General features: G+C 44.7%; 22 protein-coding genes and 1 tRNA gene. 16 read left to right on the top strand and 7 right to left on the bottom strand.

The features are described from left to right. Nucleotides 1–133: 133 nt before the first annotated feature. Nucleotides 134–226, top strand: coding sequence for a YjcZ family sporulation protein (locus tag AC3Y23_RS02490; RefSeq protein ID WP_379195249.1), 93 nt, complete (start codon nt 134–136; stop codon nt 224–226). A 50-nt stretch (nt 227–276) separates the two neighbouring features. Here AC3Y23_RS02490 and AC3Y23_RS02495 read toward each other — a convergent pair whose 3' ends face one another. Further along, entirely contained in the window at nt 277–591 is a 315-nt protein-coding gene (locus AC3Y23_RS02495; protein WP_379195251.1) for a hypothetical protein, read from the bottom strand. Between the two features lie 237 nt (nt 592–828). Next, nucleotides 829–914, bottom strand: a tRNA-Leu gene (locus AC3Y23_RS02500). A 317-nt stretch (nt 915–1,231) separates the two neighbouring features. Here AC3Y23_RS02500 and AC3Y23_RS02505 point away from each other — a divergent pair. Further along, nucleotides 1,232–1,528 (top strand): hypothetical protein, encoded by a 297-nt coding sequence (locus AC3Y23_RS02505; RefSeq protein ID WP_379195253.1) that lies wholly within the window; start codon nt 1,232–1,234, stop codon nt 1,526–1,528. 71 nt (nt 1,529–1,599) lie between these two features. Here the strand turns inward: AC3Y23_RS02505 and AC3Y23_RS02510 are convergent, their stop codons facing one another. Further along, on the bottom strand, nt 1,600–1,698 hold the full coding sequence (locus AC3Y23_RS02510; protein ID WP_379195255.1) for a sporulation protein YjcZ: 99 nt from the start codon (nt 1,696–1,698) through the stop codon (nt 1,600–1,602). A gap of 211 nt (nt 1,699–1,909) precedes the next feature. On the opposite strand from AC3Y23_RS02510, the gene AC3Y23_RS02515 reads away from it, so the two are divergent. From AC3Y23_RS02515 to AC3Y23_RS02525, 3 genes are read left to right on the top strand one after another with little or no spacing between them, the layout of a single operon-like run. Next, nucleotides 1,910–3,304 (top strand): spore germination protein, encoded by a 1,395-nt coding sequence (locus tag AC3Y23_RS02515; protein WP_379195257.1) that lies wholly within the window; start codon nt 1,910–1,912, stop codon nt 3,302–3,304. Beyond that, nucleotides 3,301–4,398 (top strand): GerAB/ArcD/ProY family transporter, encoded by a 1,098-nt coding sequence (locus AC3Y23_RS02520; RefSeq protein ID WP_379195259.1) that lies wholly within the window; start codon nt 3,301–3,303, stop codon nt 4,396–4,398. Before AC3Y23_RS02515 ends, AC3Y23_RS02520 begins: the two co-directional genes overlap by 4 nt. Further along, the gene (locus AC3Y23_RS02525; RefSeq protein WP_379195261.1) at nt 4,395–5,525 is read left to right on the top strand and encodes a Ger(x)C family spore germination protein; all 1,131 of its coding nucleotides are present in this window, start codon (nt 4,395–4,397) and stop codon (nt 5,523–5,525) included. The genes AC3Y23_RS02520 and AC3Y23_RS02525 overlap by 4 nt, the downstream gene beginning before the upstream one ends. A 598-nt stretch (nt 5,526–6,123) precedes the next feature. Here the strand turns inward: AC3Y23_RS02525 and AC3Y23_RS02530 are convergent. Next, on the bottom strand, nt 6,124–6,630 hold the full coding sequence (locus tag AC3Y23_RS02530; RefSeq protein ID WP_379195263.1) for a hypothetical protein: 507 nt from the start codon (nt 6,628–6,630) through the stop codon (nt 6,124–6,126). Between the two features lie 317 nt (nt 6,631–6,947). Here AC3Y23_RS02530 and AC3Y23_RS02535 point away from each other — a divergent pair, with 317 nt between their 5' ends. The 11 genes from AC3Y23_RS02535 to AC3Y23_RS02585 all read left to right on the top strand — a co-directional run bounded on the left by AC3Y23_RS02535 (nt 6,948) and on the right by AC3Y23_RS02585 (nt 21,075). Then, entirely contained in the window at nt 6,948–7,718 is a 771-nt protein-coding gene (locus AC3Y23_RS02535) for a glycosyltransferase family A protein (RefSeq protein WP_379195265.1), read from the top strand. A 187-nt stretch (nt 7,719–7,905) separates the two neighbouring features. Further along, nucleotides 7,906–8,427 carry a serine O-acetyltransferase gene (locus AC3Y23_RS02540; protein WP_379195267.1) on the top strand — a complete coding sequence of 174 codons (522 nt, stop codon included), beginning with the start codon at nt 7,906–7,908 and terminating at the stop codon, nt 8,425–8,427. A gap of 361 nt (nt 8,428–8,788) precedes the next feature. Continuing rightward, complete coding sequence (locus tag AC3Y23_RS02545) at nt 8,789–9,781, top strand: LacI family DNA-binding transcriptional regulator (protein ID WP_379195269.1); 993 nt, start codon at nt 8,789–8,791, stop codon at nt 9,779–9,781. 178 nt (nt 9,782–9,959) lie between these two features. Further along, nucleotides 9,960–12,302: a glycoside hydrolase family 65 protein gene (locus AC3Y23_RS02550; protein ID WP_379195271.1), complete on the top strand. Its 2,343-nt coding sequence runs from the start codon at nt 9,960–9,962 to the stop codon at nt 12,300–12,302. Nucleotides 12,303–12,318: 16 nt separating this feature from the next. Continuing rightward, nucleotides 12,319–13,623, top strand: coding sequence for an ABC transporter substrate-binding protein (locus AC3Y23_RS02555; RefSeq protein WP_379195273.1), 1,305 nt, complete (start codon nt 12,319–12,321; stop codon nt 13,621–13,623). 62 nt (nt 13,624–13,685) lie between these two features. Next, entirely contained in the window at nt 13,686–14,582 is an 897-nt protein-coding gene (locus AC3Y23_RS02560) for a carbohydrate ABC transporter permease (protein ID WP_379195275.1), read from the top strand. A gap of 16 nt (nt 14,583–14,598) precedes the next feature. After that, complete coding sequence (locus AC3Y23_RS02565) at nt 14,599–15,438, top strand: carbohydrate ABC transporter permease (RefSeq protein WP_379195277.1); 840 nt, start codon at nt 14,599–14,601, stop codon at nt 15,436–15,438. A gap of 52 nt (nt 15,439–15,490) precedes the next feature. Then, nucleotides 15,491–17,695 (top strand): alpha-L-rhamnosidase-related protein, encoded by a 2,205-nt coding sequence (locus AC3Y23_RS02570; protein WP_379195279.1) that lies wholly within the window; start codon nt 15,491–15,493, stop codon nt 17,693–17,695. A 51-nt stretch (nt 17,696–17,746) separates the two neighbouring features. Continuing rightward, nucleotides 17,747–18,415, top strand: a complete 669-nt coding sequence (gene pgmB, locus AC3Y23_RS02575) for a beta-phosphoglucomutase (RefSeq protein WP_379195281.1) — start codon at nt 17,747–17,749, stop codon at nt 18,413–18,415. A 659-nt stretch (nt 18,416–19,074) separates the two neighbouring features. Continuing rightward, complete coding sequence (locus AC3Y23_RS02580) at nt 19,075–19,707, top strand: carbohydrate-binding family 9-like protein (RefSeq protein ID WP_379195283.1); 633 nt, start codon at nt 19,075–19,077, stop codon at nt 19,705–19,707. Nucleotides 19,708–20,100: 393 nt separating this feature from the next. Further along, on the top strand, nt 20,101–21,075 hold the full coding sequence (locus AC3Y23_RS02585) for an alpha/beta hydrolase family protein (RefSeq protein ID WP_379195285.1): 975 nt from the start codon (nt 20,101–20,103) through the stop codon (nt 21,073–21,075). 279 nt (nt 21,076–21,354) lie between these two features. Here the strand turns inward: AC3Y23_RS02585 and AC3Y23_RS02590 are convergent, their stop codons facing one another. The 3 genes from AC3Y23_RS02590 to AC3Y23_RS02600 are packed head-to-tail and all read right to left on the bottom strand — an operon-like array spanning nt 21,355 to nt 24,196. After that, the gene (locus tag AC3Y23_RS02590) at nt 21,355–22,026 is read right to left on the bottom strand and encodes a LutC/YkgG family protein (RefSeq protein ID WP_379195287.1); all 672 of its coding nucleotides are present in this window, start codon (nt 22,024–22,026) and stop codon (nt 21,355–21,357) included. Next, entirely contained in the window at nt 22,023–23,450 is a 1,428-nt protein-coding gene (locus tag AC3Y23_RS02595; protein WP_379195290.1) for a LutB/LldF family L-lactate oxidation iron-sulfur protein, read from the bottom strand. The genes AC3Y23_RS02590 and AC3Y23_RS02595 overlap by 4 nt, the downstream gene beginning before the upstream one ends. Then, the gene (locus AC3Y23_RS02600) at nt 23,447–24,196 is read right to left on the bottom strand and encodes a (Fe-S)-binding protein (protein ID WP_379195293.1); all 750 of its coding nucleotides are present in this window, start codon (nt 24,194–24,196) and stop codon (nt 23,447–23,449) included. Before AC3Y23_RS02600 ends, AC3Y23_RS02595 begins: the two co-directional genes overlap by 4 nt. Nucleotides 24,197–24,333: the final 137 nt, after the last annotated feature.

Raw genomic sequence — 24,333 nt, forward strand, 5'->3', positions numbered from 1 at the left:
TCCTGCCGATCAGGCAGGGACGTTTTTTGTTGTGTCTGGGTAAAAGAATCTCAAACGATGCTTTGGGTATCAGCACAAGCAGAGATAGGAGTGGAGAATATAATGGGTGTAGAACGACAGAGGAGGGATAAGGATGAGTGGCTATGCAGGACTCGGTGGATTCACTTCCACTACCGTAATTTTGGTGCTTTACATTCTCTTGGTGATTGTTTTGAGAACATTCTAATGAAAATGTGTCATTAAACAGGAGCCTGCGTAAGCAGGCTCCTGTTGTCACTAGGTGTACAATAATGTGATGACCAGCAATTCATAAAGGACAAGGGTTAAGATTAGTTCATCATTGGAGTATGGACTCCGTTGTCCTCCCTGACTGCTAACCTTTAAATACATCAATCCTCCGTTGCAGCCGACAATTCTCCCCACGTACACCTGGCCATCCAAGGTTTCAATTCTAACGGATTGATTGCCATGGACCCGGCAAATATTGTGGAGTTTGTCTCGAACACTTCTTAAATTATGAATCGTGTTATTGTCCGCTCTGTATAACACCTGCTGCTGTGGATGATGATATCCTGATGGTTGAAGACTCATGGGTATATGACCTCCGGTTACTAAATATTATTTCAGAATTATCGTATGCATTTGCCTAGGGGAGGGTGCGTGGCTTCAGGGATTAGTCTTTTATGGAGATGCAGGGCGAGGGGATTTTGTCTTAATAGAGAAGATCGAGGATTATACATTACGTCTACAGAAAAAATGTTAGTAAAACCACCTAATAAACAAATAAGGGTTCCAGCCCGAATGAGCTGAAACCCTTATTGTTATGGATGCCGAGGACCGGGATCGAACCGGTACGGTAGTCACCTACCGCAGGATTTTAAGTCCTGTGCGTCTGCCAATTCCGCCACCCCGGCATGTAAAATGCTGAATTGCAGCTGGTAACTCGTGTTATTGGCGACAAGATAGATAATATCATGTTTTGGACAATCATGCAACCCCTAAAAATATGTAAGTTTCCTCAATTATATAGCAGTTTCAAAATTACGCTATGATCCAATGTGATCATGGCTTTTTTGGATTAGCGCATAAGGAAGAAAACCTCTAAGAGCATAATAACCATCCTGCCGGTATCGTTACCTGTCCTTCTTTTCCTTATTTTATGACCGAGGGATGATCCTTTTCATAAAGTCCTGGAGATGTACAAGGCTATACTGGTCCGATACGACACACGTTGCGATTTACCAAACCGAAATGGCCTGAAGCTGCGCGTCCCAAGCTTAAACTTCGCCTGAGCGGAATGAGTAAAGGACAGATTAAGTTGAATGGTATTGATCGTGGCCGCTATTGGCACATCGGGCCGCAGATGGATTATAAAATTCCGCTTGCCTGGTTGCAGGATGTCAATGAAATTGAGCTTCTGGATGAGGCGGGACATGATCCCGCTAATGTAAAGCTGCTTTATGATAATCAGTCGAGCCGCAGATGGAAGACGATCTCAGCACCGCTTTGTTTTGATTATGCTTTATGAAGGAACTTTTCCTATATGTGGAATCGAGAACCTGACAAAGTGTCAGATTCTCGATTCCACTTTTTTATAACTTAGAATGTTCTCAAAATAATGACCAGGAGAATGTAAAGCACAAGAATGACTGTAGTGGACGTGAAGCCTACTGGGGGATAACCTGCACATTCGCTCATTCCAATCCCTCCTTTGTAACTTTCTACACTAATGTATGTGTACATTTGTGGATCGTAAGTGTGAATGCCTACATTGTTAACCCAGTAAAAAGAAATCTACGTTCTTAAAATGGTGAAAAACGGGGTTAATTTTAAAAAAATATGAAATGGATAAAAAGTTAATTCATGGGGAAATTATGGGCGTAACCAAAAGAGAAAGGAATGGCCTGAGATGAATGCTGACCAGTCCGCAGAAAAAAATAAGAAGATGATGAATGAGCTTTTATCTGAAAGTTCAGATTTCAAAACGAGCACTTTTGTGGCTGGAGAACGTTGTTGTTACCTTTTTTATTTGAGTACCATGGTTGATCCAGCTGTGGTACAAGAACATATTATCCGTCCTCTTCTTGGTCTCAAGCAATTCACTGTTCGTGAGGGCATTTCAATTTTGGATTACAATGAGACGGAGCTTGTATCGACCGCCCTAATGGCTCTTATCGAAGGAAAGACCGTCCTACAAATAGATAAGGAAGCAAAGTTTTATTTGCTTGGAACAGAGCTTTCAAAGGAACGTTCCATAAACATACCGATGAATGAACGCGTATTGCGTGGTTCCAATGAAGCATTAATTGAAAATCTCGATACAAACATAAATCTGATACGAAAAATAATTGCAACTCCTGAGTTAGCTGTAAGACAATATGAACTCGGTCGAAAGTCGAAAAATAAGATTTCTATGCTCTATATGAATTCACTGGCTAATAAAGATGTTGTAAATGGACTTGATCAGAAGCTAAAAAGTATTGAACTAGATAATGTTGAAGCTCTAGGTTTCATTCAAGATTTAATTCAGGACGGGAAATTCTCATGGTTTCCGCGAATACTTGTAACAGAGAGGCCGGATCGAATAAAGTCATATCTGCTGGACGGAAAAATAGCGATTTTGATCGATGGTTCTCCGGATTGCTTAATTGTTCCAGTGTCCTTTTGGGCATTTTTTCAGAGTCCAGACGACTATCAAGTGAATTGGATCATTGGGAGTTCCTTTCGTCTTCTCCGTATCGTGAGCTTTATTCTCGGTATTTGTTTGCCTGGCGCTTATGTAGCCCTCGTTTCATTCGACCCCCGCATTATTCCGTATGAATTAGCGCTGACCATGCAAAGTACTATGGCATATATCGCAATTCCTCCAGTATTTGAAGCAATATTTATGTTGATTACGCTTGAAATTTTACGTGAAGCGACAATTCGTCTCGAAAGCTTTAACAGCCAGACGATAGGGGTTGTAGGAGGTATCGTTATTGGAACTATTGTTGTTCAGGCAAATTTAATTTCTACAATGATGGTTGTTATAGTTGCATTCACAGCTATCGCTTCATTCATAATTCCTTCGTACGAAATGAGAAGTGCGGCAAGACTTTTGACCTATCCGTTCATAATTTTATCCGCAATATTGGGTTTGATCGGGTTGGTGCTTTCCTTTTTATTAGTTCTCACTCACCTTGCACGTATTAACACGATGGGTATCCCCTATTTTTATTCCGGAATTGCTGGTTCTAAAAATAACGATACGATTTTCAGAGGATCAGCTAATAAGAGAAACCATGCAAGGGGATCAACTGAATGAACAGTGCAGGGAAAATTAGTCTCAAACAACTATTTTGTCTCGTTATCCTGACTCAAGTTGGAGTTCATGTACTGGCAATCCCCTATGATGAATCGCGTTATTCAGGTCATGACTCATGGATGTCCGTTTTACTTGGGGGAGTGTATGCTCAGTTAGGTATTTTGATTATTTTTTTTCTGGGAAAAAGATACGGCAATCGGTCACTGCCCCAATATATATCCGCAATAGTGGGTAAGCCTCTGGGACCAATAATAAGCATTTTGTTTAGCTTATATTGCGCAGAGTCTAGTCTGCTGGTGATAATTGGATATTCTGATGTCCTTAGTAGATGGATGCTACATAACACGCCTTGGTTTGTTATATCTGGAGTAATGTTCGCCGTAACAGCATATATAGCGTCTTCTTCGCTACAATCTATAAGTACAATAACAGAGACCCTTATGCTAATTTTTCTGGCTTGTTTTGCCATTGTATTTATCAGCGGAACTGGAAAAGGAGATCTTCTCCATTTTATGCCCATTTTTAATCACAAACTCAGCTCAATTTTGAGGGGTTCTCTCTCAGGCTTCTGGGCTTATGCCGGATATGAGCTTCTGCTTTATGTGCTTCCATATGTAAAGTGCCGTAAAAAAAGCTACATCTTATTAACTGTTTCTGCGGCTAATGGTTTTACAACTTTTTTTTATGTGCTGATATCCGTCATAGTGACCTACAGCTTCAGTGAAAACCAACTGAATTCCGTATTAGAACCAATGATATTCATTCTTCGTCAATTCGCATGGCCGGTCGTGCAAAGTCTTGATATCTTATTTTTGGCAATGTGGCTCTTAGTGACTTTAGCAACAGCTTATGTTTATTTATTTCTGTCAGCTCGTTATATGGCTTCTGCTGGTACAAAGGAATTTCGGAAGCATCCTCTCCTCATATGGTTTATAGCAATCGTTTGCTTTGTGATTGGACAATGGGGCTCTAATCGTCAATGGCTGCTTAGTTTTTCAACTTATCATAATAAAGCAACCATCATTGTTATATTTGTTCTTCCAACAATCCTGCTACTTGTCTCTAAAGTGCGGGGAAAGGCAGACCTTAGATGAAAAAAATGGCGATTTGTTTTGTGTTAGTGGCGCTGCTAACGGGATGTTGGGATGAAATGCGGCTGCGTGACTTACATTTGGTAGATATCGCGGGTATAGACTTTGATAAAAAAAGTGGAGAGTTCATTCTTAGTTTTGCTGTCACACAAATAAAAAAAGCAGGCCAGGGAGGTGGAGAGGCAGTTACAGAAACAACAGAGCTAAAAGGATCGAGTTTAGTTGAAGCTATAGAACAAGGAGAATATAAAGAACAAGGCCCTTTCCTTGCGAGTAACACGAGACTTTTTTTAATAAGCGAGTCGTTCGCTTCGAATGAACCTACAAAAAGGTTCTCATATTTACTTCATGCACCATATACGTCGATAAATGCTCCGGTAGTAGTATATGAAGGTTCAGTTTCTAAGCTTCTCCAGAAGTTTGCTTCAAAAGATGAGTTTTCAAAGAAGCTAAACAGATTAATAATGTCATTGGAGACTAATGGAATGATATCCAACGTTTCAATGATGCATTTTATATTATCTCAAGAAGAGCGGTTAGAAGACATTGCATTACCAGTTGTGAGGAGATCCGATTCAGGATTGGAATTGGGTGGAGCCTTATTATTTCGTCAAGGTAAAAGTACAGAAGTTAAACTTAGCAAAGAGGAACTTCGTTTAACAATGCTGATGTTAGGCAAAGACATGGGAATGCAAAAGATAACTGGCAGGCTACCAGAAAAAAATGAAACAATTACAACGGACGGAAAACAAAAAGGCAATGAGTTTGCATTTTCCGTCAAAAAGGTAAAGTCGCAGACAGTGGTTATTCCTAAATCTAATAGCCTGCCTACAGTATCAATTCATGTATCATTGGCTATTAATGTATACGCAATCGATGAAAAAGGCCGTCCATTTAAAAAAATGTATGTAGAACAAGCAGAAAAAGAAATCAGTCAATATTTGAAGAGTGCTGCTAATGATACAATAAAGAAATTACAAAAAGCAAATTGTGATCTGCTCAATATTGGGGAACACATCAAGGCATTTCATCCGAAAACCTGGGGTTCTTTGGATTGGAGAACAGACTATCCCCGATTGCCTATTGACTTGAAATTGGACGTTCAGATCCTAAACACAGAGGTTGAATAATCCACGTAATTTCCGACCTGCCAGCCGTCAATTTTACGCGAGAATAAGTCTAGAACACTTGCTAAATAAACTGTGCCTTGGCGTATCCGGATGTAGGTGATATCTGTAATTGATCGCTGCTATTGAAAATTGACTTGTAACATAGAACAAGCCGCCTTCTAATAGAAAGCGGCTTGTTTTATGGCGGATTATCATTCAGTGTGTGACATAAAGCTTATTTTTCTCGTCTTCTGAATACATAACTCAGAATATCCACAATAGCTCCTGTCAAAAAGAATGAAGCAAAGTGTAACAAATAAGCAGTCGGACGAATGACATCATCGGTTCCGATGATCCAACTTCGAAAGGACTGGTCATAAACGATAGTATTCAGGAGGGGATTAAAACCAATCAGCAAAATATTCTTGTCGTCGTTTCCCATGTAATTAAGCACACAAACTAGAATGCTTACTAATGAGAACCAGAAAGTAGCTTTTCTGAAAAGGGACATATGATTTCTCCTTATTCTATAGGTGATAGGGCATGATTGTTCACTTTAATACACTATTAGAAAGACATAAAATTTTGAAGAATTCGCTTATGTAGGATGGTGATGAATTTAATGCGCAGCATAAAGCTCAAACTCCTTAAGTAATTCCCCTGCTTTCAGCATTGTAACTTTATTGATTGAATATTTGCCAACTAAATGTTTTACAAATTCACAGCCAAGGTAATATCCTACGTCGGAATAATCATGGAAATTGTTCCAATCCCCGAAAAATTCCTGGGTACTCTGGTTTGTATTGATTCTATGAAGGTATTCTTTTTTGATGAAATCAGTATTCGAAACACACCAGTCTAACCACCCATTCTTATCTTGATGGTAGAAATTCATATTATCACATAACAACTGCTCAAAATACATTGCCACCCCTTCTTGACACAATTGAAGAATCGAATACTCGGTTTGGTTTTGAGCGATGGCGACCCTCCCGTTCTGTTGCCCAATATGTCCGAGCTCGTGATACAGCAATGCAGCAAGGTCTTCAGGAGCATCCCAACCTAGTTCAAGAATCTTTTCAACTCCTAATAGCACAACACTGCGTTCATTTATTTTTTTGCCCACCCAGCGCCGTTACACAAACCTAAAAAACAATATCAACCTCCGGCTCAATCAAGCCATGTTTATCAAATGTTATAGAAAGTAATTCCACGGATTCTACAAAATATAGCATAATAAGTGTCGATAATTTTCATAGCTAGGCGGCACCCCACAAAGATATGTATTGTATAATCCATTTTACAATTTTGCTTGAAGGGTAGCATATATTCACAAAGTTTAAAAGAGAGTTTTTATTTTAGAAAAATTTTAAATCCATACAATTTTCGACATAAAGTCTACCATTATACGTGTATTATTATGGAAAAAAGGCTGTGGTGACTATGGGCGACTCTATCAAACTGTCTGTGGCGATATGCACCAGGAACCGGCATGACGACCTGTTGAAATGTGTGGAGTCGATCTCAAGACAAGCGAACATTGAGGGTGACAGCATTGAGGTCATTATTGTTGATGATGGTGATACCGATAGAGAGTGGCTCGACCACGCCGGTAGCCTCATTAACAAGGGGAATATGTATCTTCGATACTATAAGAAAGACCCCACTGAAGCTGGTTTGATCAAGTCTAGAGTTAAGTCCATTGAGATTAGCAGCTACGACACCATTCTTTTCATAGATGATGATGTTGAGCTTTCACCTGACTATTTTGATGTTCTTAAGGAAACGCTGCTTTCTTACCCGGAAGCTGTTGGAATTAGCGGCGCTGACCAAGGCTTTTCCTGCTCTGTCAAAGGTAGATTCATGATGATTCTCAGTGGTCGCAGCTTGTTGTCTCCGGGGAAATACTCGTTAAGCGGATTTGCTTCAGCTATGAATTTGTGGAATGTCCAGAAGAATGTTTTTGAGACAGAGTTTTTGCATGGCTGCAATATGTGCTACCGCAAAAAGTACCTGTCTGAGATCGAAGCCGTAAACTGGCTCCAAGGGTACAGTCTAGGTGAAGATTTATATATATCTGCTTTGGCTGGTAAACACGGTCCGATGTATGTGAATCCGGCTCTGAAATTAATACACCACGGATCTCCAACCTCAAGAGAGATAAAGTCGAGCAGGTCTCGTACACCAAAATCATTAATCACTTCCATTTGCTAAAAACGAGAAATAAGGCAAATTACTTCAGGTATCTTATGCTCAGATGGACGGCCGGATTCCTCAGTATGGAAGCAAAGGTTAGTCGTAATCATGAGGCTTATCTTGGTTATAGAAAAGGGAAAAAGCAGCTCCGTTCACTTTTTAAAGGTGCATAGCATAAATTTCTTGGTAGATGGAGGGAGCCCAGGTGATCAAGTCATTTAGAACAGATTTGAAAGCGAATCGTAGAAATCCACAAACGCTGATGGTCTTATTTACTTATCGCTTTGGTAACTGGGTTCACTATCAGGTTAAGAGTAGAATTGTCAAGAAACCGCTGTGGGTACTCTATAAGGGGATGGACTTGATTTTCGTCAGGATTATCTCTAATGGAGAATTACATGCACAGGCCAAGATCGGGGACTATCTTCATTTACCGCATGGTCTGAATGGGATTATTATTAGTCACAAAGCGGTTATCGGTAGCTATGCTACCATCTTTCATCAAGTGACCATTGGTGGAAGGAACGGTTTAGGTGAGCCAGTCATTGGGGACAGAGTCTTGATCGGAGTGGGAGCGAAAATACTTGGTCCTATCTGGATTGGGAATGATGCGAATATCGGAGCGATGTCGGTAGTGGTTAAGGATGTGCCTGACAATGCATCAGCCATAGGGATCCCTGCGAGAAATCTGCTGCGCAATGAACCTAAAGAGGCACATGATAGATAGACGGAGGAAGCAATCATGTGAGAGAAGCTCTAAAAACAGGTGATGTTTCATCACACAAATTTAGTTCGAACGAAACTCATAACCCTGAATGAAGTGGTATAAAATTGAGCAATTTTACCCTGAATTGAACTGGAAATAAAGTAATTGAATGTAGTTTATAACTTTGGTCAAAACTTCTGAAAGGCACGCTGAGCAAGGAAAAGTAGCGCTTTTTCGGTTAGTGCTATGGTTCTAATTCCCACCTTTTTGTGACTTCCTTAAATTCCTCGCCACGCCCTATGTGTTATAATGGGGTTTACATTCAGTCATAGTTGAAATATCAAGAAGGATGGTAGGGCCGATTATGGTATCGATTAAAGATGTGGCAAAACATGCAGGCGTGAGTATTTCTGCGGTCTCTAAGACGCTTAATGGGTATAGCGATGTCAGCGAAGCTACGCGGAAGAAGATTTTGCAGGCTGCGCAGGAGCTGAACTATTCGCCCAATATGCTGGCCAAGAATTTGAAGCATAAGGTCACAAAGACGATTGCGCTGATCATTTCGAACTTTGAGCAGGCCAACGGGAAGGACGGCGTCATGTTCCAGATCATGAGTGGCGTCTATTCGGCGGCTACCGAGTTCCGGTATGAGGTTGTGATCTATACCCGCAGTCTGTCTGAGCAGCAGGATAAGTCGTACTGGCAATTCTGCAAGGACCATAAGATTGCAGGTGTGGTAATCTCGGGTCTGCGGACGACCGACCCTTATTTCGAGGATCTGGTAGGCAGTGATATCCCTTGCGTCGTTATTGACGCGGATACGGTTGGCCCGCATGCTGGCTCTGTAATCACGGATAATCTCAAGGCTGCGCGGCAAGCGGTGAGTTACCTGATTGGCAAGGGACATCGGGAGATCGGGATGATTAATGGGCATAAATATGCTACGGTTAGTATTAAGCGGGAGCAGGGGTATAGAGAAGCGCTGGAGGAAGCGGGAATCGAGTATATTCCTACGCGTGTAGTAGAAGCAGATTTTAGCGAAGAACAGGCTTATGCCCTTGCAGAATCTTATATTTCGGAGAACCCTCGTCTAACAGCTGTGTTTGTGGCCAGTGATCTTATGGCGATTGGTTTTATGAACCGCTGCCGCGAACTGGGGCTGCAGATTCCAGGCAATATCTCAATTTTGGGGTTCGATGATATTGTGTTATCTAGTTATACTACGCCTAAGCTGTCCACGATTAGCCAGGATTTTGCCGGGATCGGATACTCCGCACTGGAGCAGGTGGTGAAGATGCTGGAAAATAATACCCCTGGGTATCATAAGATTCTTCCCTTCAAAATAGTTGACAGAGAGACGATCATGACTTTATAATTAGGTCGAAAACGTTTTCGAAATCCCTTACACAAATCGTTATACCAGGGCATCTTAGTGGGTCTTTCAAAATCGTTTTCGATCTTTTTTTCTAGGAATCGAAAACGATTTCGATATCGCTTACAAAGTTTCCAAAATTAGAGAGAGAATATAGGAGAAAGAAAGGAAAATCTAACCCATGCTAAATTACAACAAGACACTACCAGATGGAGCCCCGGGGTGGGTTGTATCGGAAGACCAATTCTCAAGCTTGGCACTAGCCAAATGTGAGGCTGTAATGTCTCTTGGTAACGGCTACATGGGACTTCGTTCCGCAGCGGAGGAGTCTTATGTTGGTGAAACACGCAATCTGTTCGTGAATGGTACATTCAACCGCTTCGATGACCTTGAAGTTAGCGAGCTGCCAAATGCAGCGGATCTAACCAAACTGGACATTCGTATTGATGGCAAACGCTTTAACTTGGAGCAAGGTGAAGTTAAGAATTACAGCCGCAGCCTGAATCTGCGTGATGCTGAATTGGTTCGTACCTTCATCTGGAGCAATAACGGTAAAGAGCTGGAATTTACTTTCCGCCGTTTCGTATCACTGGATAACCTGCACATTATCGGGCTGAAGATGGAAGTGAAAGTGCTTCGTGGCTCGGTAAATCTGTCCGTTAGCTCCGGTATTGATGCTCAAGTCAGCAACAGCGGTAGCCAGCATTTCCATGAAGGCGAAAAGCGTATCTATGACAAGACTTATCTGGAGCTGATCCAGACGACAACAGAGTCGAAGGTTGATTTTGTTATCGGGGCTTCTCACCAATTGAAGGTAGACGGCCAGACTGTTGAAGTTGCACCTGCAATGGAGATTGACCGCCGCAAGGTAGCAGTAGCCTACAAGCTAGACCTGCAAGAAAGTCAAACGCTTACCTTCGACAAGGTTGCAACTGTATACACTAGCCGCGACAAGGAATTCGGTGACAACTACAGCCTGCCAACTGCGCGGGAAGTAGCACTTGCAGCATTGAAAACAGCGCAAGAGTCCGGATACGACGCCTTGTTCAGCAACCATGTTGCTGCTTGGGCTAAGGTATGGGAGAAATACGGAATTACGATTGAGTCCAGCAATCCATTTGACTTGCTCGGTGTACGCTTCGCACTCTATCACTTGGTAGTAATGACACCAGCTCACGATAACAGAATGGGTATTGGAGCTAAAGGTTTGAGCGGCGAAGGCTATAAAGGCCACTCCTTCTGGGATACAGAAATCTTCATCCTGCCATTCTACATCTACAGCAACCCAGAAATTGCCCGTTCCTTGCTGGAATACCGCTATCTGGGATTGGAAGGCGCTCGTAACAAGGCGAAGGAAAATGGTTTTGCCGGAGCGATGTATCCATGGGAAGCAGCTTGGCCGTCTGACGGCGAAGTAACGCCGGTTTGGGGTGCAGTTGATATTGTTACAGGTGAGCAGACCAAGATTTGGTCCGGATTCATTGAACAGCACATTACATCCGATATAGCTTATGCAGTATGGCATTACTTCCGCTCTACTGGAGATACCGATTTCATGGAGAAATACGGCTATGAAATTATCTTCGATACAGCTGTTTTCTGGGCAAGCCGCCTGGAGTGGAATGAAGAGCTCGGACGCTACGAAATTAACGAAGTTGTCGGACCAGATGAATATAAAGAGCATGTCGACAACAACGCTTTCACCAACTACATGGCTCACTTCAACATCGAACTGGCAATGGATTATTACAAGGAGCTTGAAGGTAAGAATCCGGAACTGTTCGCCCGTTATGATGCATTGTTGAACCTGAAAGAAGCTCATAAAGTGTGGGAAAGCAAGCTGAATCTGATCTATCTCCCGCAACCGAACGAGAATCTGATTATTCCGCAGGACGATACGTACCTGCAAAAGGAAATTATTGACCTGACACCGTACAAGGATCAGGAAAAAGTGGGCAGTATATTCAATGACTACAACCTGGATCAGGTTGGTAACATGCAGATTTCGAAACAAGCAGACATCATGATGTTGTTCTTCCTACTAGAGAATAAATTCTCACCAGAAGTAAAACGTGCTAACTACGAATACTACGAGGAAAAAACATTGCATGATTCCTCGCTGTCACTGTCCACGCACTCGATTCTGGCCAGCGACTTTGGCGACAAGGAACTTGCTTACCGTCTCTTCCACAGAGCGACCGAGATTGACCTCGGACCGAAGGTTCATTCCTCCGATGCGGGTATCCACTCGGCTTCACTTGGCGGAATTTGGGAATGTGCGGTTATGGGCTTCGCCGGCGTGAGAATGCTGGATGGAGAGCTTCATTTGGCACCAAAACTGCCTGAGCATTGGGATCGCCTGTCCTTCCCGCTCTACTGGCAGGGTAAACGCCTTGAAGTTAACATTACCCCGCAAGAGATTTCCATTACCAATGTTACAGGTGGGTCGATTCAACTGATCGTTCACGGTAAGCAGCAAGAAGTACATGAAAGTGCTACATTTGCTAACACATCGACATTATAAGGGGAGGTCTTTCTATATGAAAAAGACAGTATCCATGAAGGTTGCCGGCGTTCTTGCAGGCGTTATGCTTCTCTCGGCTTGTTCCGCAGGTAACACGAACACAGATAATAACGCAAGCTCCGGCAATACCGGGGGCAAGAAGGTACAGCTTACCTTTACAACTTGGGGTGACGTAAACAGCGGTTCTTCGGAGCAGCAACTGGCGGATGAATTCAACGCCGCGCACCCTGATATTGAAGTGAAATTCGAGCCAGTTCCAGGTGACGGTTATGCAACCAAGCTGACAACCTCTCTAGCAAGTGGTACCGCAGCGGATGTATTCCTGATTGGGGAAGGCGATTTCTACTCCTACGTAGATAAAGGTGTAGTAGAGCCGCTTGACGATTATATTGCCAAGGATTCTTCGTTTGACCTTGCCATGTATCAGAAAGATCTTATCGACATGGAGCGCATCAACGATAAGCTGTACTATCTGCCGAAGGATTTCAATCCGCTAGCATTGTGGTACAACAAACGTATCTTTGACGAAGCGGGTGTTCCTTACCCGAGCGAAGACTGGACTTGGGATGATATGTTCGCTACAGCGAAGAAGCTGACCAAGCAAGAGAACGGCAAATACACACAATTTGGTTTCAACGCAGGTACTTGGGAGTATCCGATCTACACCTACCTGTGGACCAATGGCACTGATATTGCTAATGAAGAAGGTACCAAAGCTGAAGGTTTCATGAACAGTGAGAAGACCATTCAAGCGATGGAGAAATACGTAGCACTGTCCCAAGGTGATGGAAGAGTATCCCCAACACCACAAGATACACAAACTATGGGCGGTGACTCCTCCATGTTCATGACCGATAAGTTGGCCATGATGGTTACCGGTCGCTGGATCAAGTCCGATCTGGACAAATCCAATGTAGAATATGGTTCCGCGCTGATCCCTAAGGGTGCTGACGGCGAACGTGCCGGCATTATCGCAGCTGCAGGCTGGGCAATGAACTCCAAGACTAAGCATAAAGCTGAAGCTTTCGAACTGATGAAATGGTTGTCCGGCCAGGATGCACAGAAACTGCGCTCCAAGAACGGATTGGTACTTCCTGCAACTGTAGCTGAGCTGGATCAAGTAAAAGCTACAGAAGAGAAAGACAAACCAGTTATCGAAATGATGAGCTTTGCACGCAAACCGGTAACAATGCGTTCTTCCAATGGCCCGATTTTCAAAGAAGCATTCACCCAAGCCCTTGAGAAAATCTTGCTTGGCAAGTTGGACGTAAAAGCAGCACTCGACGAAGCAGCTAAAAACGCTGATTCTAAAATCAAATAAATAAGTTTGCGGGTGAAGCACTGAACTAGGTGCTTCACCTGCTTTCCATCAAGGAGGCCGTCATGAATAATACCAAATCGGAGCGCGCGGGTTATTGGTTTATCCTACCGTGGCTGCTGGGACTGGTTATTTTCACACTTGGCCCGATGATCTTTTCGCTGATCCTCTCCTTCAGCAAATGGGATGTAATCACCGGTGTTGAGTCGATTCAATTTGTGGGACTGGATAATTTCAAAGCCATTTTCCATGATGAATTGTTCTACCAGTCTTTAAAAGTAACCTTCATCTTTGCACTTGTCTCTGTGCCTCTCTTCCAGGTAGCATCGATTCTGATTGCGGTGCTATTGAATATGCGTTCACGCGGAATGAAGTTTTTCCGACTCATTTTCTTTATGCCTTCTATTATTCCTGCTGTCGCCACATCTATGATGTGGGTGATGATCTTCAACCCGGAATACGGAATTCTGAATCAGGGATTGGCCTTGTTTGGTATTCAAGGACCGGCCTGGTTGCAAGACCCAAGCTATGCGCTGGGCGCTCTGATCGTAATGGGTCTATGGGGCGTGGGTAACACGATTATCATCTATCTGTCGGGTCTGCAAGGGGTTCCTGAGGACTTGTACGAGGCGGGTGACCTGGATGGTGCGGGTCCGTTCCGCAAATTCTTCAGTATTACATTGCCAATGATTACGCCGACAGTATTTTTCAACCTGATTATGGGGATTATCGGTGGATTCCAATACTTCACTCAAGCGTTCGTTATGACAAATGGCGGACCACTGAACTCGACCCTGTTCTACAATCTTTACTTGTACAATAAAGCATTTATGGAATTTGACATGGGTTATGCGTCCGCGCTCTCCTGGATTCTGTTCCTGATCATCCTGATATTCACGCTAATGGTCATCCGCAGCTCGTCCTTCTGGGTTCACTACCAGGGCGATGATCAAAATGACTAAGGAAGGAGAAGCGAAGATGCAAAAAATACAACCTAGATTCAATCTGTCCAAGCTGATTGCGTTCTTACTGTTGCTCTGTGGTGCTGCCATCGTGCTGATTCCGCTATTGTGGACGATTTCGACATCGCTGAAGACACCGGCTGAAGTGTTCGGTACTGCTTTTTGGCCGAGTTCATGGAAATGGTCCAACTATGCGGATGCCGTGACGGCGATTCCGTTTTTTAAATTCCTGGGCAATACGCTTATCATCCTCATTCCTGTCATGATCGGTACGGTATTCACGTCGGCGATCAGCGCCTACGGTTTCGCCCGCTTTAACTTCCGCGGCAAAAGAACACTATTCCTGATCCTGCTCGCAACAATGATGCTGCCGAGCCAAGTTACCCTGATTCCAACATTCCTGCTGTTTAAGCAAGTGGGACTAACGAACTCGTTCCTGCCGCTGATCCTTCCGGCTTTCTTCGGTCAGAATGCGTTTAATATCTTCCTCGTACGTCAGTTTATGCGTGGGATTCCGCGTGAACTCGATGAATCGGCTTATGTGGATGGGGCCAACCGCTGGCAGATTTTCACCCGGATTATGATGCCGTTGTCCAAAGCTCCGCTGGTTGCCGTATCCATCTTCACCTTTATGGGCGTATGGAATGACTTCCAAGGTCCGCTGATTTATTTGAACTCTAATGAGAAATATACACTCGCACTGGGACTTTCCATGTTCAAGGGCTTGTACAACGTAGAATGGAACATGTTGATGGCTGCGACGATTCTCATTATGCTGCCGGCTTTGATCCTGTTCTTTATCGCACAGAAATATTTCATCGAGGGCATTTCCATCTCCTCAGCCGTGAAGGGCTAATGGGGCTAAAGTGTTATCGTATGACCTACAGATAAGGAGATGAGTTACCTTAATGGCTAGCACTACTAGCAAGCATCCATTCAATCTATATTATAACGGTGGGGAATACGTCAAAATCTGCGGTACGCAGGACGGCTATTTTCCTGATTTCGGTCACCATGTTGCCAATGAGATGGGCGGCGTCTGGCTGCATCCGATCAAGCTGCTGGATGGTTTCTGGCTGAAGCTCACCGACAAGAAGCGGAATATTTCCGTCTGGTCCCGTGCGGACGGCTTTACTAGCGAGCCTTGGGGCAGCCGGTTTGAATATGATCATGGCCTGAGCTACATCCCGGTATCCATGGAGCGTACACAGTTTGCTCCTGAGCATGTAAAAGGGATGACGGCTGCTTATGAAATTAAACACTATGGTGATGAGGAATTGCAGCTGCAGGTGGAGCTTCTGTTCCGTACCGATCTGCGTCCGGTGTGGTACTCCGATGAAGTTGGTATTCATGATGGTACTGCAGATGAAGCAACAGTGCTGAACCCGCGCGAAGTGCTCGTGAAGGACTCCAGCCATGAGTGGTACACACTGGTAGGTACCGATCTTCCTGGTGATCAAGTAGAGACTCGTCCAGATCTGTATGGACCTGAGTTTACAGCTGGAGCAGGATGCGGTATCGCGTTCCGTACCGAGCTTAGACTGGCTCCTGGCGAGAAGCGCCGTTTCAATTTGTTCGTCGCTGGGTCCCACACTTCCCGTGAAGAGGTTGAGGAGACTTATCGTCATCTATCGGCTCAATATGCAGGTTTGCTGGCTGAGAAGCGTGAGGTATATAGCGCGATTGCGGATCGGGCGAAGCTGACAATTGAAGGCGAAACCGAGTGGAACGAAGCCTTTACCTGGGCAAAATGGAACAACCAATGGCTGATCCAAAAGGTGGATGGTATCGGACGTGCGCTGACAGCGGGTGGACCGACGTATCCATGGTGGTTCGGCTGTGACAATACGTATTCCTTGCAAGGGGTACTGGCGATTGGTGATCCACAGCTGGCCAAGGACACACTGAATCTGTTGCTGCAAAAGTCGGAAGAAGTTAACGGTAACGGTCGTTTCATTCATGAAGTGACGACGCTTGGAGCCGTATCGAACAAGGGGAATACACAAGAAACAGCTCATTACATTGCTTTCGTATGGGATCTGTTCCGTTGGACCGGGGACGAAGAACTGCTGCGCCGCCACTACGAATATTGTGTTAAAGGCATCGACTGGCTACTGGGTGAAATGGACCCGGATGGCGATCTGTTCCCTTCTGGTTATGGCATTATTGAAATTGCCGGATTGAATATGGAACTGATCGATAGCGCAGTGTACACAGCACAAGCACTGAAGGCTATGACCGAGATGAGCGGATATTTGCAGGATCGTGAAGCACAGCAAAGATACAGTGAGCTGGCTCAGCGTTGTGCAGATGCCGTGAACAAGTACTTCTGGCAGGAAGAAGAGGGCTTATATGCCGATGCAGTCGCTCCAGCCTCTGATGTTGCGCCAAAAGTAGACTACATGGTCTCCTTGGCAGAAGGACAAGGGATTAACGACTACCGTGAATACGTAGACGGACTCCTGGCTGCTTCCGGTGAGGATGCATCTGCTGACCGCGGTTGGTTGCTGAACAAGAACTGGGTTATAGTGACCCCAATGGAAGCTGGCATCGCTGAGCCTGATAAAGCTCGCCGGGCGCTGGACAACATGCGGAATGATACCTTCATCGGAGAATACGGTACGTACTTGTCTGGTATGTATAAGCAAGGAACGATGACGATTTCAACAGGTGTGCACGCTGTAGCGGAAGTTGCGAACGGCAATCCGGACGCAGCGCTTGATCTGTTGAACCGGATGAAACGGAGTTTCTCACGCGTAATGCCGGGTTCTTTTTCCGAGATGTCACCGGATTACGGTTGTGTAGTGCAGGCTTGGACGATTTATGCGATCGCGGTACCGTTTATACGTCATTTCTTCGGCGCAGAGCCTTTTGCTGCTAATCAAGAATTGAGAATCAAACCACAACTGCCTACTGCTTGGAACGGCAAAGCTTGCTCGCTAGAGCGTTTGGTAGTTGCTGATGCAGAATTCGATCTTACGCTGACACAAACTGATGGTACGCTGAAGGCGGTCATCCATAATGAAGCGGGTTGGAAAGTAACCCTAGATTGGAACGGTAAGACGGTAACTAGCAGTGAGAAATATATTGAACTGGAACTATCCGCAAACTAACCTATAACCTATATAAAGAGACAAGAACATAGAGCTGGGAGATGGAGAATAATGAAACTGGAAGCTGTTATTTTTGACCTAGATGGTGTCATTACTGACACGGCAGAATACCATTACGTAGCTTGGAAAAAGCTTGGGGAGTCCATCGGAATCCCATTCGAGCGCGAATTCAACGAGACTCTTAAGGGCATCAGCCGCGGCGAATCCCTGGAGCGGATTCTGCGTCTGGGCGGTAAAGAAAACGACTTTACGCCTGAACAAAAGGCTGAGCTGGCTCATCAAAAGAACGAACATTACGTCTCCTTGCTGGTAGATCTTACGCCGGCGGATACTTATCCTGGCATTGCTGAGCTGCTGAAAGAGCTGAAAGAACAAGGCATTCCGGCTGTTATCGCCTCTGCGAGCAAAAACGCGCCGCAAATCCTTCGTTCCCTGGAACTGGATAGCTTCTTCCAGTACGTGGTACCACCAGATTCCGTACAACACGGTAAGCCTGCACCGGATCTGTTCCTGGCTGGGGCAGAGAAGGTTGGTGCTAATCCTGAGTTTTGTATCGGCGTCGAAGATGCTACAGCAGGCGTTGAAGCCATTAAAGCTGCTGGCATGAAGGCTGTCGGTATCGGCGAACGTGAAAGCCTTGAAGCGGCTGGAGCCGATGTAGTGCTTCCGGATACGACCGGATTGAGCCTGGCGTTCCTGAACAAAGTGCTAGAAGGTTAAGACTTACATCCGCAAGCCACCAGTGTTCCTATGAGCGCGTGGCGGGAGAATTCATATAAACCAGCAAGTCTCCTTGAGGGGGCTTGCTGGTTTTTTGTTTTTGGAAAAGTTAATGGGAAATTCGTTTAGCATCACAATTTATTGAGCTGAGAGGAACAAGTAAAATATGGTATTATACTGATAGAGTTATTCTGATGAATTCTATTGAAAATAACGCTCTAGAAGGTGAATTTTTCGTTCCCTATAATTTAATAAAAGTCCTCGTCTTATAAATGATAAAAAATAGATTCACTCCCCAACTAAGAGCATTTTCGTACCTTATTTTGCTCGAATATGGGTAAATAGTTCAATTAAGGGCATTTTTGTATCTTATTTTCGAAAAAATACGCTGAAATGCCTATTATCGAAGATTTAAGGTGCAATATTGCCGTTAATTGCTACTAACCTGTAACTGCAGAATAATTAAGGTACAAAAATGCCGCTAATTGCACTTTCGATAATTATTAATGTGTTCTATATAAACATATCAGCAAGGTAATGGGAAAGTAGAATTCAATATTGCCAGGGCTGAACAGTTTGCTGCATACATAACAATAAATGAAACCCGGAAATGAGAGTTTTAAAGCTCCATATCACATGTGAAAAGAGGAGATTCTTACATGGCAAGCGATCGTTCTTATCAGATTAACGCAAGCGCAACACGAACGAACTGGTCTGAAGTTCCCGCACTCCAAGTAGATCAATACCTTTGGCTGGACAACGGCTATGCACCTAAGGTAGAAGTTAGAGCATATTACACCTCCGAGCGTTTGCATGTACAGTTTCAGGTGGATGAGGGTCAGCCGTTGGTTCGCTACCATCAGCCGAATGATCCGGTATATACGGATAGTTGTGTTGAGTTTTTCGTGCAGCCGCTGCCCGGCAGCGATGCCCGGTATCTGAATTTTGAACTGAACGCGGCAGGGACACTGCTGCTTCAGCTTGGTGAGGGGCGGGATCGGAAGTATTTGGAGGATGCATCGCCGGCGCTTTTTGAGATTCAAACCTCTTATGCAAAAGAAGATTCACATCCTGAAGGGGGCGGTTGGGAGCTGGAATTCTCTATTCCCTTCGATTGGCTGACGGAATTGTTCCCGGATTTTACGGCCAGTTCGGGGCAAATTCTGCGCGGAAACTTCTACAAGTGCGGGGATGAGACAGAGCTTCCTCATTATGGCTCTTGGAACAAGGTGGATTCTGTGACGCCCAATTTTCATCTAAGTGCGAGCTTTGGAGAATTGGTGCTGGAATAAGGGTTGTAGAACGATGGTTGCAATAACAACGGGTACCTTCCTGAAGTGGAAGATACCCGTTTCTTATTATGTAGGGAGTAGCGCAGATTGTTGTATCGTCTGTGCGTGAACTTTTTATACATATTTGTAAATACGAAGTGCCTAGCTAGCAATCTAACAATCACAGACAGTATGCTAACTGCCAATGAGTCAACAGTTTAATATATAACGCGGCAGCATTGAAGAGTTGATTTCTATAATTGGTTTTATTTTGATAATATGTTATTTATATTGTGGATGAACCGAGTTCATTTTTAGATGCTCAATCTGAAGAGTAAATTTCTCGAAATTCAACGAGTTGGTAAAGGATGGGATCGGGATCGGTACTAGGATTATTTAGGAGGGTGTGAGGAATTGGAATATTATCGTTATCGGGGAAACAGAGCATTTTTTTTGATTCTAGTTATAATTATATTGAATACAGTCACGTTATCCGGCTGTCAAGCAACTGATCCACCAGATAGCGATATAGAGATCATCTCTAAAGAACTAATAGAAGTGCCTGGTCAAAATCCGAATATTGATATATACAAGGTATTTTATAAAAGTGATGATATCAAAGTTCTAGCCTACCTGACGATTCCCAAGGCTACCGGAAAGTATCCACTGGTTGTTCATCTTCATGGGGGATACGCTCTTGAACGGAAGGAACTTTCTCATTACGATTTTGGCTTTACGTTCGGCTTTAAATATATGAGTGACGAAGTGGTGTACTTGTATCCCCTCTATCGTGGATATTTGGAGAGCGATGGCCATGTGCAAGGCATTGCGGAGAATACACGGGATACAGAGAATGCAATTAAAGTGGCAATGTCCACCGGAAGCGTAAAACCGAATTCGGTATACCTGCTAGGTGCATCGATGGGTGGCGGCGTGGCTTTAAGATTAGCTTCTGAGCGGCAGGACGTAAAAGCTGTTGTCGGTGTGAGTCCTTTTGTGGGCTGGGATGTAAATTTACGCTGGCTATATGATCACCCAGATGCGACTTCACCTAAAATTGTAGAGGAGAATAGAAAGACGGCTGAATATGTAAGATTTGGCCTGATTAATGCCAATCCTGAATCAAAAGGGGATTATTGGATACTGGATCGAATTCCCGACATTAAGGCCCCGGTACTTCTGTTGCAAGGGACTGCCGATGAGAGCCTCATTTGGCAAACCGTTCAAGATTTTGCAGATGATTTGGAAGAGGCAGGTAAAACTGTGAAGCTTGTTTTGTACCCAGATGGTCGGCATGGGTTAGCGGACAAGTATCAAGACCAGAGGAACCAAGAAGTGACGCAATGGCTACATACGTATGGCGTGCCCAAATCATTTGCCCTACAGTAGGAGCCAGTCATAAATATAGTGGAAGAGGATTATTAGAATAACGGGTATCTTCCTGAAGAGGATGGTACCCGTTTCTTTTTGTGTGGGAGTAGCGCCACTGTGGGTAGCGGAGGGCCTACGGGATGCTGAAGAAACACAGTGGTCTCCTTTAAAGCCAGATTTCAACCGCTAATTCTTTTCCAATTCAGAAATCAGACTTTAACAGCGATCGTAAGAATCCTTCGAACCCGTAGCATCTTCACGCATGAGGATTCATCTTTTAAGTTTGCTTTTCAGCCTCTAAATAAGTACATAAGATGCACTCAAGGGACCATGTACTCCGACAACGAGCTGCATCTCAATATCGGCTGAATTGGAAGGTCCAGAGATGAAATTGATGGCTGAGCCGATAGGCTCGCCTGCTTCAATTCGCAGGTTGAGATCTGCTGCTGCCTGAGTGGAACGAAGCACAAGCCGCTTTTTTTCAATAATCGCAATGTAGTGGGTAGGCAGAAAGTGGAGGGAGCGGCCTTGATCCGGGCGACTCTCTACAACAATTGTGCCTGATTCGGCCAGTGCGTAATCAGCGAAGACGATAGCCGTATTGGCGGATTGCGCTTGCAGCAGATTCTTTTCTCTTCCCGCCGCTTCATTCCATACGAACGAATTAGGGAATGTCAGCCCGTAATCGCTAAATCGGCTATCCCCCGAAGTGATTGTAATTCCCCCACCATTCGCATGGATCAGATCATCTAATGTTGCCTGCAAAAGCTCTGGATTCGATTCAATCAACTGTGTGTGGATAAAGAAGCACTGCTCTTTAAGGATCTCTACCAACTCGTCGGTGGATGGATTGCCATAGCTGTTAGGGAACTGCGCTCGCAAGTCGGGTCGCTGTACGTCATAGACACGTTCCCGCCCAAGCTTGGCGGCGATTGTATTTAGAAAAGCTTCCTTGCCTGATACCGTCATTGGTCAGTCCCTCCTTTGCGTTGATCAAGCCAGGTCCGGAAGCTGTCCTGCTGCTTGACCGGCTGTTTAAGATCACGAACATTGGTCCAGCCGTGTATAATTCCCGGTCCTCTGACAATTCGTCCATGCTTGCTGAGCAAGCGGCTTGCCGGATTCGCAAACCTCAGTGCTTTGCCAAACAAAATCGGGGAAGAGAGGAGACGGCTTGCCGCCTTCATCTGGATTCTTTCCACGCTCCCCGTTCTTTTTTCGCTCACGATTTTTTGACGATGCAAGATCAACTGCTCGTGCAGCGGGATTTTAACCGGACAAACATCCGTACAAGCTGCACACAAGCTAGAGGCAAAAGGAAGCTCTTTATAGTCATCATATCCGCCCAGTAGCGGCGTAATTACAGCTCCAATCGGACCTGGATAGATTGATCCGTAGGCATGACCGCCAATATGACGGTAGACCGGGCACACATTAAGACAGGCGCCGCAGCGGATGCACTGCAGGGCTTCGTTAAATTCGCTTCCAAGAATATCGGAGCGGCCGTTGTCCACTACAACTAAATGAAACTCTTCAGGTCCATCACTTTCCCCGGCCGCTGAGGGGCCCATCACGGTAATATAGCTGGTCAATTTCTGCCCTACAGCACTTCGGCAGAGCAGGTTATCCAGCACTTCCATCTCTTCAAGCGTAGGCACAATGCGTTCCATCCCCATCACAGCAATATGCGTTTTCGGTATGGCGGCGGTAAGATCACCGTTGCCTTCATTGGTAACCAGATTAATGGCACCTAGATTGGCAATGGCAAAGTTGCAGCCTGTAATCCCGACATCCGCTTCGAGAAACTTTTGCCGCAGCACCGTTCTTGCAAAGGAGGCCAGGCTCTCTGGACGTTCATCTCCCGAGTACCCAAGCTTCTCTTCGAACACTCTTTGTATTTGTGTACGGTCTTTATGCAGCGCAGGTGCCACAATATGTGAAGGCGGGTCCCAATCATCAATCTGCAGGATATATTCGCCAAGGTCGCTCTCGATCAGTTCACAGCCGGCATCCATCAGGACACGGTTCATTTCAATTTCCTCGGTAACCATGGATTTGGATTTGACGATTTTTTTAGCTTTTTTTTGTATGACGATGTCCCGAATATAATTGCTGGCTTCCTCTTTTGTTTTGGCAAAATAGACATGACCGCCCTTGTTCTCTACGTTATCCGCCAACTGCTCTAAGTAATAATCCAGGTTCTTCAGCGTATGCTGACGGATTTGCTGGCCGATTGAGCGCCACTGTTCCCAATCCCCAAGAGCGGTCGCCGCTGACAGACGTCTGGTCTTCAAGCTGTCCTGGGCTGAACTTACCGCGCTTCTCATGAAGAGATCCCCGAGGCCTTCTGTAGTCCGTTCGCTAAAATTCCGTTTATCCGTTTGCAGGCTCATGTGTATGTTCCTCCTTTGGCAGCGGTAGCATGGCGATGGTTCAGCACTTCTGCAATATGCATTATTTTAATGGGTTCTCCCTTGCGTGACAGGCGGCCACCGATATTGAGCAGACATCCCATATCCGCACTGATCAGAATGTCCGCCCCCGTGTCCAGGACACAGCCGCACTTTTCATCCACCATCTGCTCGGAGATTTCAGGCATTTTCACGGAAAAGGTTCCGCCAAAGCCGCAGCAATTATCGCTATTCTTGAGCGGCTCCAATTGGAGTCCCTGCACCTGCTCAAGCAACAGGTAGGGGGTTTCCTTTTCTCCCAGAAGTCTTGTCATATGACAGGAACGGTGGTAGGTGGCGGTTCCCTCAAGGGTTGCACCGACATCGGTAATGCCTAGCACTTTAACAATGAATTGGGTAAGTTCATAAGATTTATTTTTTAAAGCAACCGCTTTCAATTCCCATTCTGGATCGCCTTTAAAAACCTTAGGGTATTCATGAAACATAGCGATACAGGAGCCGGAAGGACCCACGACATAATCGGAGCTCTCGAAGGCAAGTATCATATTCTTCATGGCAAGCTTTGAATCTTCCAGATAGCCGCTATTATAAGTAGGCTGACCGCAGCACACCTGAGAAGCAGGATAATCGACGTTACAGCCCAGCCTTTCGAGAACCTCAACCATAGCTATTCCGACATTCGGAGTCATAAGGTCAACTAAACAAGTTGAGAATATACTGACTTTCAATCCGATCCCTCCAATGGCAACCTTGATGTGTATAGCTTAACTCAAAAAGTCAATGAAAAACAACACAAAATGAATTAAAAACAGTGGAATGTTGTTGAATGTTGTTGACAAGAAAAGTTGACAGCGTTTACAATCAA

This window comes from Paenibacillus sp. MAHUQ-45, from assembly GCF_058133325.1.